This window comes from Streptosporangium jomthongense (genome assembly GCF_042650425.1).
Taxonomy (GTDB): Bacteria; Actinomycetota; Actinomycetes; order Streptosporangiales; family Streptosporangiaceae; genus Streptosporangium.
Map to the genome: position 1 here is coordinate 88,821 of NZ_JBHSBC010000018.1, position 14,116 is coordinate 102,936.

At 72.5% G+C, this 14,116-nt stretch carries 12 protein-coding genes; 1 reads left to right on the forward strand and 11 read right to left on the reverse strand.

Going from position 1 to position 14,116, the window contains the following annotated elements; all coding sequences use genetic code 11:
* Positions 1-60: 60 nt before the first annotated feature.
* From ACFOYY_RS18065 to ACFOYY_RS18115, 11 genes are all read right to left on the reverse strand, one after another.
* A complete protein-coding gene (locus ACFOYY_RS18065) occupies positions 61-558 on the reverse strand; it encodes a GNAT family N-acetyltransferase (RefSeq protein ID WP_352013048.1) in 498 nt (165 codons plus the stop codon).
* Positions 559-662: 104 nt separating this feature from the next.
* On the reverse strand, positions 663-1,802 hold the full coding sequence (locus ACFOYY_RS18070) for an NAD(P)/FAD-dependent oxidoreductase (protein WP_386190366.1): 1,140 nt from the start codon (positions 1,800-1,802) through the stop codon (positions 663-665).
* A gap of 114 nt (positions 1,803-1,916) precedes the next feature.
* Positions 1,917-4,064, reverse strand: coding sequence for a peptidase domain-containing ABC transporter (locus ACFOYY_RS18075; RefSeq protein ID WP_352013050.1), 2,148 nt, complete (start codon positions 4,062-4,064; stop codon positions 1,917-1,919).
* Positions 4,061-4,258 carry a hypothetical protein gene (locus tag ACFOYY_RS18080; RefSeq protein WP_352013051.1) on the reverse strand — a complete coding sequence of 66 codons (198 nt, stop codon included), beginning with the start codon at positions 4,256-4,258 and terminating at the stop codon, positions 4,061-4,063. The genes ACFOYY_RS18075 and ACFOYY_RS18080 overlap by 4 nt, the downstream gene beginning before the upstream one ends.
* Positions 4,243-5,244, reverse strand: coding sequence for a TIGR04500 family putative peptide maturation system protein (locus ACFOYY_RS18085; RefSeq protein ID WP_362915809.1), 1,002 nt, complete (start codon positions 5,242-5,244; stop codon positions 4,243-4,245). Before ACFOYY_RS18085 ends, ACFOYY_RS18080 begins: the two co-directional genes overlap by 16 nt.
* Positions 5,241-6,284, reverse strand: a complete 1,044-nt coding sequence (locus tag ACFOYY_RS18090; RefSeq protein WP_352013053.1) for an ATP-dependent carboxylate-amine ligase — start codon at positions 6,282-6,284, stop codon at positions 5,241-5,243. Before ACFOYY_RS18090 ends, ACFOYY_RS18085 begins: the two co-directional genes overlap by 4 nt.
* 127 nt (positions 6,285-6,411) lie before the next feature.
* Positions 6,412-6,549: a putative ATP-grasp target RiPP gene (locus ACFOYY_RS18095; RefSeq protein WP_352013054.1), complete on the reverse strand. Its 138-nt coding sequence runs from the start codon at positions 6,547-6,549 to the stop codon at positions 6,412-6,414.
* Between the two features lie 259 nt (positions 6,550-6,808).
* The gene (locus tag ACFOYY_RS18100) at positions 6,809-7,348 is read right to left on the reverse strand and encodes an FxsA family protein (protein ID WP_352013055.1); all 540 of its coding nucleotides are present in this window, start codon (positions 7,346-7,348) and stop codon (positions 6,809-6,811) included.
* An 87-nt stretch (positions 7,349-7,435) separates the two neighbouring features.
* Positions 7,436-8,182 (reverse strand): polyprenol monophosphomannose synthase, encoded by a 747-nt coding sequence (locus tag ACFOYY_RS18105; protein ID WP_449343618.1) that lies wholly within the window; start codon positions 8,180-8,182, stop codon positions 7,436-7,438.
* Positions 8,179-9,807 carry an apolipoprotein N-acyltransferase gene (gene lnt / locus ACFOYY_RS18110; RefSeq protein WP_386190367.1) on the reverse strand — a complete coding sequence of 543 codons (1,629 nt, stop codon included), beginning with the start codon at positions 9,805-9,807 and terminating at the stop codon, positions 8,179-8,181. Before lnt ends, ACFOYY_RS18105 begins: the two co-directional genes overlap by 4 nt.
* A 570-nt stretch (positions 9,808-10,377) precedes the next feature.
* Positions 10,378-12,678 carry a HelD family protein gene (locus ACFOYY_RS18115; RefSeq protein WP_386190439.1) on the reverse strand — a complete coding sequence of 767 codons (2,301 nt, stop codon included), beginning with the start codon at positions 12,676-12,678 and terminating at the stop codon, positions 10,378-10,380.
* Positions 12,679-12,904: 226 nt separating this feature from the next.
* Between ACFOYY_RS18115 and ACFOYY_RS18120 the strand changes: the two genes are divergently transcribed.
* Complete coding sequence (locus tag ACFOYY_RS18120; protein ID WP_386190368.1) at positions 12,905-14,098, forward strand: ROK family transcriptional regulator; 1,194 nt, start codon at positions 12,905-12,907, stop codon at positions 14,096-14,098.
* The last annotated feature ends 18 nt before the right edge of the window (positions 14,099-14,116 follow it).

Here is a 14,116-nt window from a genome sequence, read left to right on the forward strand (position 1 = left end):
CCGCCGTGACCGGGCCTCATCCGAGGCCCGTCTGAGGCCCGTCTGAGGCCCGTCTGAGGCTCAGCGCAGGAGCTTCTCGAAGCAGTGGGAACCGGCGAGCCGCTCGTAGGGCGCGTAGAGCGGGATGGCGGTGTACCCCTCCCGCTCGTACAGCCGCACGGCGTCCGGCTGGCGGTCACCGGTCTGCAGGACGATCCTCGGCGCGCCGAGCGCGCGGGCGGCCTCCTCGGCGGCGGCGATCAGCGCGCGGGCCACGCCCGTCCCCCGGTGGGAGGGCGCGACGAACATCCGCTTGAGCTCCAGGTCGTCGCCGAGCCTGCGCAGTGCGACGTGACCGACGGGGAGGTCGGCCCCGGCGTAGGCGACCCCGGTGTAGACCACGGTTTCCGCCTCGACGTTCATGCCGCGGGGCAGGTAGTCGGGGTTGCCGGCCACCCGGTCGGCGTATCTCGCCCCCATCTCCTCCGTCATCGCCCCGCGCAACGCGACGGCCGCGGCGTCGTCCCAGCCGACCGCCCTGACCTCGACGACATCGGTTCCGTCCGCGTATGCGGTCATGGTGGCCTTGCCTGCCTCTCGTTCACGGGGCCTGTCGCTCACGGGACTCTCACCGGTCGAGGGTATTCCGCCCCCCGTCCCGGACCCCTGGCGGCCCCGCTCCCTCAGCCCAGGATCCTGACGGCCCCGAAGCCCGCCGCCAGCCCGGTCCCGCTCGCGAACCTGGACGGCGCGAAGGCCGCGAGCCGGGGGTCGGCCTCGCCGAGGACGAGCCTGGCCACGTGCTCCCCCCAGGCGGGGGCGAGCTTGAACCCGTGACCGCTGGTCCCGGCGTCGACGTAGACGTGTTCCGTGACCCGCCCCGTCACCGGCTGCCAGTCGGGGCTGACGTCGTACAGCGAGGCCCACCCCCCGGCGGGCAAGGCCCTGCGGCGGGCGGGGGAGCGCCTGGCCGCGGCGGCGGCGAGCCCGGCCCTCTCCTCGGGGGCCGCCGTGCGATCGAAGTCGTCGGGGTCGGCCGGAAAGGCGGCCACCACGCCGCCGACGAGGTACTGCGTGCGGGGCTGCGGGGTCGAGTAGTGGCCTCCGGCGACGTCGATCAGCACGTACGGCACGAGCTCCGCCGTGTCGGCGGGGTCGTGCTCCATGATCGCGACGACGTGCCGTTCCACGGTCAGCGGAAGATCGACGCCGAGGGGCCGCAGCAGCGGCGCCGTCCACGGCCCCGCGGCCACCAGCAGCGCGCCCAGGTGGTGCGTGCCGCCGTCGGCCGTCGTGACGGTCACCCCTCGCGCGCCCTCCTCGACGGCGACCACGGGCCGGTTGAGGTGGAGCTCCGCCCCGTGTCCGCGCGCCGCCTCGGCCAGGCCGAGCGTGGTGGCGAAGGGGTCGGCGTAACCGGCCTCCGGCTCCCACACGGCGACGGCGACTCCCTCGGTGTCCAGGTGGGGCAGGGCCTCGGGGCCGACGACCTCCGCACCGGGCCCCAGCCGCGCCGCCGCCTGGCGCGCCGCCGGGACGTCGCCGGGCCCGTGCAGGTAGAACGCCCCGGTACGGCGGAAGCCCGACTGTCCCCCGCCCGTCCGCTCGCCGAAGTCCGCAAGGAACGCGATGCCCTCACGGGCGACCTCGGCGAGGAAGGCGTCGGTGTAGTAGGCCCGGCAGATGCCCCCCGAACGCCCCGTCGGCCCCGAGGCCGGGGTGCTCCGGTCGAACACGGCGGTCGAGAGGCCCCTGCGCGCGAGGTGGAAGGCCGCGCTGACCCCGTGGACTCCGGCTCCGATGATCCCGACGTCGTACGACACACCACCACATCCTCAAACCAGGTTTTGTCCCCAAAAATACCCATATAATCGATAGGAAAACCGGGTTTTCGGGCATCTCCCAACCGGGACACGGTAAACGGAGGCCGTACGGGATCAGCCCGTGACGTCCGCCTTCTCGGTCTGCGCGGCGATCAGGGCGGCGTAGCGTCCGCCCCTGGCCACCAGGCCCTCATGGGTGCCCCGCTCCACGATCCCGCCCTGGTCGACCACCAGGATGAGATCGGCGTCCTTCACGGTGCTCAGCCGGTGGGCGATCACGATGCGCGTCTGGGTGAGCCAGCCGAGGTTGGCCTCGATCCGCGCCTCCGTCGTGCTGTCGAGATTGCTGGTCGCCTCGTCGAGCAGCAGGATCCTCGGCCGGGAGAGCAGCGCGCGGGCGAGCGCGAGCCGCTGCCGCTGACCGCCCGACAGGCCGCCTCCCTCCATGAGGACCGTCTCGTACCCCATGGGCATCGCGCAGATCTCCTCGTGCAGGCAGGCCAGCTCGGCGGCCTGCACGATCCGCTCCATCGGCGCGTCCGGGGCGTTGAGCGCGATGTTCTCCCTGATCGACCCGGTGAACAGCGACGGCTCCTGGGTGACCACGCCGAACTGGCGCCGCAGCGAACGGAGGTTGAGCTCCGACAGCGGCACCCCGTCGTAGCTGACCCGCCCCTCCGAGGGGGTGTGCAGGGCGAGCAGCAACCTGGCCAGGGTGCTCTTGCCCGCCCCCGAGGGACCGACCAGGGCGACCTTCTGCCCCGGGCTGATCGAGACCGAGATGCCGCGCAGCGTCCACGGCCCCCGGGGATCGTGCCGGAAGCCCACCCCGTGCAGCTCGATCGACCCGCGCAGCCTGAGCACCTCGATGCCCGCGGCCTGCTCGGGCTCCGAGGCGAGGATGTCGGACAGCCGGTCGAAGTGCGCCCCCGCCTGCTGGAGGCCCTGCAGGCTCGCCATCAGCGAGCCGAGAGGGGTCAGGGCGGCGCCCGCCAGGGCGTTGAGCGCGAGCAGCGCGCCCAGGGTCAGCTCTCCGTCGAGCACCCGCCACGCCCCGATCCACAGCAGCGCGAGCGGGGCCAGCAGGCGCAGGGTGCCGAGCGCGGCCTCCAGGAGCCCCTGGGCCAGGCCGCCCCGCATGTCGGCGTTGAGCTGGGTGGTGAAGTGCCTCGACCACTGCTCGACCGCCCGGTGCTCGGCCCCCGACGCCTTCAGCGTCTCGATGCCGCCGATGGCCTGGATGAGCTGGCTCTGCGTCGCGGAGAAGGCGTTGAGCTCCTCCTGGGTGAGGCGGCTGACCTTACGCGCCGTGACCAGCAGCAACAGCACCTGCGCCGCGGCGAAGCCGAGCAGGCACAGCCCCATGACCGCGTCCCAGCCGAAGACGAGGACCATGTAACCCAGAGCGAGCGGCCCGTCGAGCAGCGCCGACAGGACCTGCCCGGTGAGCATGTCACGCAGTACCGCCACGCTGCCCGCGCGCGTCATCAGGTCGCCCTTGCCGCGCAACGCGAAATAGCGGTACGGCAGGGCGACCAGATGGGAGACCACCCCGCCGGTCAGTTCGGCGTCCGCGCTCGCCCTGATCGCCACCAGCAGGACCGAGCGGAGATAGCCGACCGCGAGCTGGGTCGCGGCGGCCAGCACCAGCCCGACACCGATCAGCGGGAGCAGGTCACGCGCCCCGGAGGGCAGCACCCGGTCGACCAGCGCCTCGGAGAAGAACGGCAGCGCGAGGCCGAGGAGCTGCAGCAGCAGAGAGGCCAGGACCACCTGGGCGAGCAGGCCCTTCCTGCGGGCCAGCAGCGCCCGGACGAACCGGCGGCGCCAGGCGGCACCCGCGCTCGACCGGCCTTTCTCGAAACCGGGTCCCGGTTCGAAGGCCAGCAGCACGCCGGTGAAGCCCTCGTCGAACTCCTCGGCGGTGAGCCTGCGGCGGCCCAGCCCGGGATCGACGACGTCGACCCGGTCCGGCGCCCAGCGCTCGACGACCACGAAGTGCTTGAACTCCCAGTGCACGATCGCGGGCATCGGTACCCGTGCCAGGTCGGCCGGGGCCAGCGAGAAGGCCCGCGACTTCAGGCCGCACTCCACGGCCCCCTCCCGCAGCGCCTTGGCGCTGAGGCCGTCCCTGCCGATCTGGAGCCGGTCGCTGATCTCCTGCAGGGAGACGCGCCTGCCGTGGTAGGACAGGACCATCGCCAGGCAGGCGGCCCCGCACTCGGTCGCGGTGTTCTGCAGTACGACGGGCACGCGTCTCACGTCCCGCCCCCCATCCGCTCCGACAGCATCAGGGCGAACACGCCCGCCGTGACCAGCAGCAGCACGACGACCGCCCAGAGCGCGACCAGCCTGCCCGTTCCCACCGTCAGCGGGACGTCCTCACGCCTGGCCCTGCTCCGGTAGCGGCGCAGGGACTCCTCCCGGTAGATGCCGTCGCTCACGACCAGTGCCATTCGACCGTGGCCTGGGCGCGGCGCCCGGCCAGCCATTCCGAGAACGCGACCCGTCCCGCGACGGCCAGTGTCCGCTCGTCCGCACGGGCCTCCTGCCGGGCCAGCACCGTCCCGGCCAGCCAGGCCCCGCCGTACGGCACGGGCCCGGCCGTCGCCCCCGGCGCCACGTCACGCAGCGGCTCGGGGAGCTCGACGGCCGGGCGTTCCGCGATCGTCGTCTCGACGTCCCCGGCCGCCGCGAGGGCGGCGAGCCCCCCGTCGTGGACGCGCGCGAGGTCCCCCGCGCGGGCCGCGACGGCGTTCTCCTGCCCGGTGACCCAGACCACGCGCACCAGGTCGAACGCCCGGGGATCGGCCGCGAGACGGGCGGCGCCCAGCTCGGCCTCCTTGCGGCGCCGGAAGGCCCTGCGCCTGGCGATGCCGCCGATGTAGGTCTCGAACTGCTCGGGCGTCATGCCCATCTCGGTCAGCCAGGCCAGCGTCGTGGCCCGGTCGTACAGTCCCCGGCCCCTGCGGAACTCGTCGGCCGCGGCCTGCAGGTCCTCCGTGGCGACCGGCTCCGTCTCCTTGCCGACCTCGTTGAGGATCAGGCACTGGTCGACGATCTCGTCGTGCGGCGTCGCGTCACGACGGGACAGCGACTTGATCATGGTCAGCGCCTGGGCGACCGACAGGTGGACGTCGTCGACGCTGACGAGCTGGCCCGCCGCCCAGTGCGTCGAGTGGTCGACCAGCCAGGGCACGCCGTCCTCGGCCTGGACGGTGAGGGCCACCGTACCGCCCTGCGGGTCCTCGACCAGGAGGTCGAAGTCGACCACGGGGGTGCCGGGCCGTTCGTCGACGACGAGCTGGGCCCGAAGGTCCGGGTGTTCCAGCGCCCATCCGGCCACCGTCCGCCTGGCCTCCTCGACGTGGGCGCGACGGCGGGGCAGGCCGCGCAGCAGCCGCACTCCGGATTCGAGCGCGGCCGCGAAGTCGGTGCTCATCGCCCGGCCCCCGTCTCCACCACTGTCCCCGCCGCCTCGGCGGCGGCGAGCCAGTCGGCGATCGCGTCGGCGACGGGCAGCCCGGTGCGCTGCTCGACGAACCCCCAGGCGCCGTTGGGATTGATCTCAAGGAACACGTACTCCCCCTCCGGGGTGAGGATGAGGTCGATCGCGCCGTAGGACAGGCCGAGCGAGGCGACCAGGTCCACGCACCTGCGCTCCGTCTCGCCGGGAAGCCGGTGCGCGGCGTAGCGCACCCGGTCGTCGTCGTAGTGCCGCCAGTCGTCCCTCGCCGTGCGCGAGGCCTGTGAGTCGATCTCGGCGGCGAAGACCCGCTCGCCGACCACGATCACCCGCAGCTCGACCGCCTTGGGGACGTACGGCTGGAGGATGACCGGCTCGTGCCCGAGGCGGTGGCGTGAGGTGAGATGGCGCCGGGTCAGGACGGTGGTGTAGGCGCGGTGGTCGGCCCCGTCGAGGCTGAACTCCCCCGAGTCGATCTGCTTGGCGACGAGACGACCGCCGGCCCGCTCGTAGGCGGGGACCAGCTCGAACGGGTCGTTGGTGTAGACGGTCTCCGGCACCCGGAAGCCGAGGGCCGTCGCGCGCGCCATGTGCACGATCTTGTTGTGCGCCCTGCGCTCGGTCTCCCCGCGCGCGGGCATCCACCGGGCGGGCGTGAGCTCCCACGCGCCGTCGAGCAGGAACCGCGCCTGGCCGACCGCGTGACGGCGGTGGGAGGGATCGGTGACGGTCGCCGCCGGCGTGGGCGGGTTGGGGCGCCGCCGCCACACCGCGCGCACCTCGGCCAGGTCAAGGGGAGCCTCACCCGTCCCGGGGTCGAGCACGACGCGGTGTCCCCGCCCGCCGGATGTCCCGTCGAACGCCCCGTCGAACGCCCCGTCGAACGCCACGGTGAGGCGGCCGCGCGCCGGGAAGTCGCCCGGGTCCCACCAGGTGACCGGCGCCCCACGCCGCCTCAGCCCGGCGAGCACCATCTCGACCGCCTCGTCCTCGCGGTCGCTCAGAATCAGGATCACGTCGCCCTCGTCATGGGACTCGTCACAGAAAGATCGGGACTCGTAACGCGAAACCGCCGGCCGGGCGAGAGCCCGGCCGGCGGTTCAGGTCAGCGCGGCGGAACGGGTGTGCCCGCCCCGCCGCCTATCAGACCTCCCACTCGGCGGGCTTGCCCTTGGTGTACCAGGTCACGTGCCAGCGTCCACCGGACACCTCACCCAGCTCGGCCTCCGACAGCTCCGCGCCTTCGAGCGCGAGGTCCTCAAGGCTGATCTTGCCCTTCATCAGCCCCCCCTTTCTTGCCGTGCCGGGCTTGTCGTCCCGGCATGTCGTGCTTACGGAGAGAACGCTATGGACCTCCGCTTGTGATCACCTGGCGGATGACTTGTGAACGACTGGAGCCGCCGGTCGGCGCGGGAGAACCGGCCGTGGAAACCCTCACGCGGGCCTTTTGCGTGTCCCGGGGAAGGGCCCCGGGACACGAAAAGGCCCGCCCCGCGAGTCTGGTTCGCGGGGCGGGCCTGCCGTCTGTGGAGGAGCGGCCTCAGTGCTCGGTGAGGCCGCGCCGGCCCTCACGTGGACCCGGCGCGCCGGGCTCCTCACGGATGACCTCGCCGTGGATGACGGGGCCGGAGCCCGGTGCCCGGGCCTCTCCGAAGGGGAAGCCCGGGACGTCGCCGAACGGCGAGCCCGCGCCGGGGACCGTCCTGGCGAGCGCGTCGACCCTGCGGGCCAGGAACCGGGCGCCGAACCTGCGCACCAGCGGCCTGGTGAAGGGCAGGAGGAACAGCAGGGCCGCCACGTCGGTGACGAGGCCGGGGAAGAGCAAGAGCCCGCCACCCGCGACGATCATGGCGCCGTCGGCCAGCTCACGCTCGGGCATCCGGCCGCTCTGCAGCGCGCCCTGCAGGTTCCGCCAGGCCCTGCGGCCCTCCCTGCGGACGATCCAGGCGCCCAGCAGGCTGCCCGCGAGCAGGAGAAGGACCGTGGGCCAGCCGCCGATGACCTGGCCGACCTGGATGAGCACCCAGACCTCCAGGACCGGGACCGCCAGGAAGAACAGGAGCAGCACAGAGCGCATCATTTCCTCGACTCACGCGACAAGCCGTACGACAGGGACAACGTCCGGAGGCCGCGGCGCGTTCCGCGCCCGCCCCACCGCCCTGTTCGCTCAGCGTGTACGGCGCAGCCGCCGGGGAAGCCCGGTCAGGCCCCACACGGTGATCCGCCACAGCGCCTCGACGAAGACGCTGCGGCTCATCTTGCTGGCCCCGGCGGTGCGTTCGACGAAGGTGATGGGCACCTCGGCGACACGCAGGCCGTTGCGGATGGTCCGCAGGGTCATGTCGACCTGGAAGCAGTAGCCCTGCGACTGGACGTTGTCCAGCCCGATCTTCTCCAGGGTCGAGGCGCGGTAGGCGCGGAAGCCCGCCGTGGCGTCGCGGACCGGCATGCCGAGCATCACCCGGGTGTAGAGGTTCGCGCCCCGGGACAGCAGTTCCCTGGGGATGGGCCAGTTGACGACCCTGCCGCCGGGCACCCACCGGGAGCCGATCGTCAGGTCGGCCCCGCGGGTCAGCCGCTTGAGCAGCTTGGGCAGTTCCTCCGGCTGGTGGGAGCCGTCGGCGTCTATCTCGACGAGGACGTCGTAGCCCTCCTTGAGCCCCCAGCGGAAGCTCGCGATGTAGGCCGCGCCGAGTCCCTGCTTGCCGGGGCGGTGCAGTACGTGGACGTGGTCGTCCTCGGTCGCCAGGCCGTCGGCGACCTCTCCGGTGCCGTCGGGGCTGTTGTCGTCGGCGACCAGCAGGTGCGCCTCGGGCACCGCGGCGCGCAGCCTGCCGACGATCATTGGCAGATTCTCCCGCTCGTTGTACGTCGGGACGATGATGAGCACCCGGCCGAGCATCTGCTCCATCATGCTTCTCCCACCTGCTCCGCCGGGCCCTCGGTCGGGGCCGGGATGCGCTTTCTCTGCAGCCGGGAGGCGGCGAGCGCGCCCGCACCGACAAGAATCAGGAGCCACTGCGGCAGTGAGCCGACACGGGTGGCGACGGTCTGGGCGGTCCGCACCGGGACGGTGAGGACGCCCGAGGCGGGAACCAGTTCACCGGTACGCCAGGCGATTTTTCCTTGGGGGGTCACGTAGGCGGATATACCCGTGATCGCGGAGGTGATCACCGCCCGGTTGTGTTCGACCGCGCGCAGCTGGGACATGGCCAGTTGCTGGGCCGGCAGGTTCGTCAGCGCGTAGGTGGCGTTGTTGGTCTGCACCACCAGGGGGCTGGCGCCGGTCCGCGTGGTGTCGCCGACGACCTCGTCGAAGGCCACCTCGTAGCAGTTGATCGCGCCGACGGTCACCGGGCCGAGCCTCAGGTCTCCGTCGCGGGTGCCGGGCACCGACTGCTTGCCGACCAGGGAGGCCCGCTCGAACAGGGCCAGCACGACGTCCTTGAACGGGGTGTACTCCCCGAAGGGGACCAGCTTCTGCTTGTCGTAGTAGGCGCCGGGCCCGGTGACCGGGTCCCACACCAGGCTGCGGGTGGCGCGGTTGTTCTCGCCGACCCCGACCACGGCGCCGACCAGGACCGGGACCCCGACGTCCTTGACCGCCGCGTCGATCTGCGCTCTGGCGAAGTCGCTGCGGTAGGGGTCGATGTCGGTCGAGTTCTCCGGCAGCACGACGAGGTCGGGCTTCTTGACCGTGCCCTGCCGTACGGCCTGTGCCATCTCGTGGAGCATGCGGACGTGGTTGCCCAGGACCACCGCGGGTTCGTCGCCCAGGGGGTGCATGCCCCTTCCCGGGACGTTGCCCTGGATGACCCCGACGGTGACGGTCCTGCCCTCGTCGCCGGGCCTGGGCACGGCGAACGCGACGGCCGGTACGGCCAGCGCCCCCACCAGCGGCAGCACGACCGGCACGGCGCCTCGCGTGGCCCTCCTGGAGATCCTGAGGGCCGCGAGCGCGAGCAGTCCGCCGCACAGCACGACCGCGAAGCTCACCAGCGGCGCGCCGCCGAGGGCCGCGTAGGGCGTGAAGGGCGTCTCACCCTGACTGAAGGCGACCCGCGCCCAGGGGAAGCCGCCGACCGGGAACGTCCCCCTGGCCCACTCCATCGCCACCCACAGCGCGGCGCCCCACAAGGGCCACAGCGGCAGCCGGGAGGTCAGGGCGGCACCCACCGCCCAGACGCCGTAGAAGAGGCTCTCAAGCGCGACCAGGCCCAGCCAGGCGTCGTCCCCGATGGGGCTGACCCAGTGCAGGGCGGGCAGCAGGAAGGCCAGGCCGCCGAGAAGGCCGAGCCACAGCGCGCGACGGGCGCGGACGCCGCGCACCGCGAGGGTGAGCAGCGCGACACCGGGCAGCGCGAGGAACCACAGGCCGATCGGAGGGAAGGCGAGGTAGAGCAGCGCCCCGCCCGCCACGGCGCCCACGGCCCGCATGGCCAGACGTCCGCGCGTGGCGGGCGTGCCCGGTCCCGTGCCCGGCGGAGCACCCGGCGGGGCCGCCCCCGGCGCGGGGCCGGCCGTCTTCTCCTGCACCACGGGCGGGGCTCCTCGATGACGTCTGGACGGGTTGACATCCGATCCTGACCCGTCTTTCTAGCCCGAACGGTACCGCCCCACCGCCGCTCTCCCAAAGCGTCTGCGGCCCCTGTTCCAAAGCACGAGTTCAGAGGCCTGCCGGGCGTGGGTTCGACGGCCCGCGAACGGCAACGGGGCGGCTCCCGGCTGGGAACCGCCCCGACGCTTGCGCGCTCGCACGGGAGCGGGAAGAGGGCCCGGACGACCCTTCGGACCGGTTCCGTCCCGTCGGCGGCGAGCGCGGATTGCCGTTGTCTACTGGGTGTCCAGGCCCCTCCTGGGTCCAACCCCCCGCCCGGATGGAGTGCCCCGCCTCGACGAAGCGCCCGCCCTGCGCCTGGCTGTACGGACGGGGTGACCCCCCGTCACGGGCGCAGGAACCGGCGATGCCGAAAGACGGCCAACCGGCCAGTCCCGTGCTGGACTGGGCAGCAAACTACCGACCCCAGCGCAGATGTCAACCGTGTCACCAACAGCGGAAACACCAAGTTTCCGCAGCTGGGGCATGATCGACGAGAGCCGTCAATGCTCTCATGTGATCCGATGTCGCTCAAGTCGAGCGAGCGCTTCGGGCAGCGGCCCGGTGTGCACGACGCCAAGACGCTGGGTCGCCCTGGTCATCGCGACGTAAAGGTCACTCGGGCCGCGCGGCGACTCGCTCAGGATCAGCTCCGGTTCGACCACGATGACCACATCGAACTCCAGACCCTTGGCCTCGGCGACGGTCATCACGGAGACCGGGGCGTCCAGCACGGCGCTGCCGCGTCCCCGGACGGCGCCCTCGACGGACCCGGCGAGCGCCGCGCCGGTCTCCTCCGCCGACGACTCCGGCACGATCACGACCGTCCGCCCGCCCTCGACGGCCTCCCTCCTGACCAGCTCGGACAGGCGGTCCGCCGGGGAGGCGACCCACGGGCTCGTCCCGGTCTCCCTGACCGAGGTCGGCGCGCTCAGGCCGGGACCGACCAGGCTGAGCACGTCGGCCGCCACGGCCATCAGCTCGCTCGGGGTGCGGTAGTTGACGGTGAGCTCCTCCTGCCGCCAGCGCCCGGCCACGTACGGGTCCAGCATCCTGCCCCAGGAGCGCACGCCCGCCGAGGAGCCGGTCTGCGCGAGGTCGCCGACGATCGTCATCGAACGGCTCGGGCAGCGCCGCATCACCATCCGCCAGTCCATCGGCGAGAGCTCCTGCGCCTCGTCCACGATGACGTGCCCGAAGGCCCAGGTGCGGTCGCCCGCGGCGCGCTCGGCGGTTGTGAGGTATATCTCGTCGTCCATGTGCCTGGCGGCGAACCGCTCCGCGTCCATGATCTCGGAGAGGCCGGTCAGTTCGAGCACCTCCCTGGCGTAGTCGAGCCGGTGGCGCTGTTCCTCCTCGGCCGCGACACGCGCGGCGGCCTGTTCCTCCTCCGCCATCCACGCCCCGGCCCGCAGCACCGCAGGGTCGATGTCGCCGAGCAGTTCGGCGGCCTCGTCGAGCAGCGGCACGTCGGAGGGGGCCCACCAGCTCTCCCCCTTGCGGGGCGGTTCGCGCAGCAGCAGCCCGCGCTCGGCCTCGCCCAGTTCGGCGGCGGCGTAGTCGAGCCGCTCCCTGGAGGTGAACAGCCCGATGAGGAGCTGCTGCGGGGTGGTGTAGGGCCACAGCCTGTTCAGCGCGGCCTTGACGGGCTGTTCGGTGCGCAGTTCCTCCCGCAGGTCGGCCAGCTCGTCGTCGTCGATCGCGCCCTTGCCGATCAGCCGGGCGGCCTGCCTGGCGAGGGCGTTGAGCAGGTGGCGGACGAACACGGCGCGGGCCTCGTTGTGCGCCCTCCTCGACCGGGCCGCCCGGTTGCGCGCGGCGTCGAGCAGGCGGGCGTCGAGGGTGAGGGTGTAGCGGTCGAGGCGGATCTCGACCGGTTTGCGCGGCACCCGCTGCCGCTCCCGTACGGCCCTGGCCACGACCTGGGCCATCCGCTCGTCGCCCTTGATCGCGGCGACCTCGGGGCGTTCCCTGACCGTGGCGGTGATCCCGGGGTAGAGCTCGGCGACGGTGGAAAGCAGCACGTCGGTCTCGCCGAGGGAGGGCAGCACCTGCTCGATGTAGCGCAGGAAGGTCAGGTTGGGCCCGAGGATGAGCACTCCCCTGCGGGCGAGTCTTTCCCGATGGGTGTAGAGCAGGTAGGCGGCCCGGTGCAGGGCGACCACGGTCTTGCCGGTGCCCGGCCCGCCCTGCACGACCAGCACGCCGTCGAGGCCGGAGCGGATGATCCGGTCCTGCTCGGTCTGGATCGTGGCCACGATGTCGCGCATCCGCCCGGTCCGCCTGGCGTCGATGGAGGCCAGCAGCGCGGCCTCACCGTTGAGGGTGCTGACGTCCTCCTCTGCGAGGTTGTCCAGGTCGAGCAGGTCGTCGTCGATCCCGATCACCGTGCGGGCCTTGGTCTGCAGGTGCCTTCGGCGGACCACGCCCATCGAGGACGCCGGGGTCGCGGCGTAGAACGGCCTGGCGACCGGGGCCCGCCAGTCGATCAGCAGCCGCCGCTGGTCGTCGTCGGCCAGGCCGATGCGGCCGACGTAGAGGGTGGTCTGGTCGGCGCCGTCGAGCCGCCCGAAGCACAGGCCGTTCTCCACCGCCCACAGCCGGCCCAGCCGCTGGGCGTACATCCCGGCGAAACTGTCGCGCTCGGAGCGGTTCTGGTGCGTACCGCCGCCCCCGCCCTGGGCCAGCACGTCGTCAAGCTGACGCTGGGTGCGTTCGCGCAGCAGGTCGAGCCGCTCGTAGAGCCCGGAGACGTACTCCTGCTCCCGATCGAGCTCGATTTGACGGGTTGCCTTCGCTCCATTATGGTTGATACTAATGGGATACTCCGGGCCATTGTGCTAGTTGTTGTGACAAACCACCACTTTAGCAGGTCCGTTGAGACACCCGGCCATTCTCCGGCCATCACAGGTTCATTGCGGCGTCCTCACGACGCTTGACGCGGCTGAGCAGGGTTCCTTAAGTTTATTTAAGGTTAGGAAACTTTCCTAACTCCGCCCTGCGGGTGACCGTACGAACATGCCCGGACACGGAGGACCTGTGACCCAGCCCACCCCGGGCACTCCCAGCCTGCTGCGGGCGATCAACGATCGGGCGGCCCTGCAGGCGCTTCTGGAGCGCGGGCCGCTGACCCGCCCGGAGATCGGCGCCCTCACAGGCCTGTCCAAGCCCACAGCATCCCAGTTGCTCGCCCGGTTGCAAGAGGCGGGGCTGGTCGTGCTCAACGGCATCCGTGAGGGACTGCCCGGCCGCACCGCGGAGGTCTACCGCCTCAACCCCGAGGCCGCGCACGTCGCCGCGCTCGACGTCACCCACACCCACATCGACGCCAGGGTCGCCGACATCACCGGGACCGTGATCGGCATGCACCGCCTGGTGACCCCCGACCCCTCCGACGACCTGGTCGGACGGGTCCGGGCCGCGCTCGACGGCGCGGGCGCCCCCGTGGACCTGAGGCGCGTCGTCATCGGCGTGCAGGGCGCGCTCGACCCGGGCACCGGCAGGATCGGCTACGCCACCAGCAGGGACCTGCCCGGCTGGCACATCCCCCGCCTCGTCGAGACCCTCGGCGCAGGACTCGGCGTCCCGGTATCGGTCGAGAACAACGTCAACCTCGTCGCCCAGGCGGAGCAGGCGCACGGCGCCGCGCGCGGGCACCGGGACTTCGTGCTGCTGTGGGCCGACGAGGGCATCGGCTCCGCGCTGGTGCTCGGCGGCAGACTGCACCGGGGCGCGACCGGCGGCGCGGGCGAGGTCGGCTACATGCCCGCGCCCGGGGCGCCCACCGCCCGCGAGAGCGGCCGCTACGCCAACCACGGCTACCAGGCCCTCACCGGCGGCCCCGCCGTGCTCAGGATCCTCAGATCGTACGGCGTGCCGGGCGCGACCTTCAGACTGGCCGTGAGCAACGCCGTACTGGCCGCCGAGGGCGGCGGGGCACGGGCGGGCGACGCCCGCGCCGGGCTGCGCGAGGTCGCCTCCCGGCTGGCGGTCGGCCTGGCCTCGATCACCTCCGTCGTCGACCCCGAGCTGATCGTGCTGACCGGCGGGACCTTCATGGCCGGCGGCGAGACCCTGCGGGGACTCGTCGAACGCGAGCTGCACACGCTGACCATCCCCCGTCCCCCGCTGCTGCTGTCGGCCGTCGAGGGCAACCCCGTCCTCACGGGCGCGCTCGACCTCGCCCTCGCCGCCACCCGCGAGGAGGTCTTCAGCTCGACCGTGCCGACCTGAGCCGCCTTCACCCCCTCC

Coding starts and splice junctions, on each gene's coding strand:
- ACFOYY_RS18065 (WP_352013048.1), bottom strand. CDS start 558: ATGACCGCATACGCGGACGGAACCGATGTCGTCGAGGTCAGGGCGGTC.
- ACFOYY_RS18080 (WP_352013051.1), bottom strand. CDS start 4,258: ATGGCACTGGTCGTGAGCGACGGCATCTACCGGGAGGAGTCCCTGCGC.
- ACFOYY_RS18085 (WP_362915809.1), bottom strand. CDS start 5,244: ATGAGCACCGACTTCGCGGCCGCGCTCGAATCCGGAGTGCGGCTGCTG.
- ACFOYY_RS18095 (WP_352013054.1), bottom strand. CDS start 6,549: ATGAAGGGCAAGATCAGCCTTGAGGACCTCGCGCTCGAAGGCGCGGAG.
- ACFOYY_RS18100 (WP_352013055.1), bottom strand. CDS start 7,348: ATGATGCGCTCTGTGCTGCTCCTGTTCTTCCTGGCGGTCCCGGTCCTG.
- ACFOYY_RS18105 (WP_449343618.1), bottom strand. CDS start 8,182: ATGATGGAGCAGATGCTCGGCCGGGTGCTCATCATCGTCCCGACGTAC.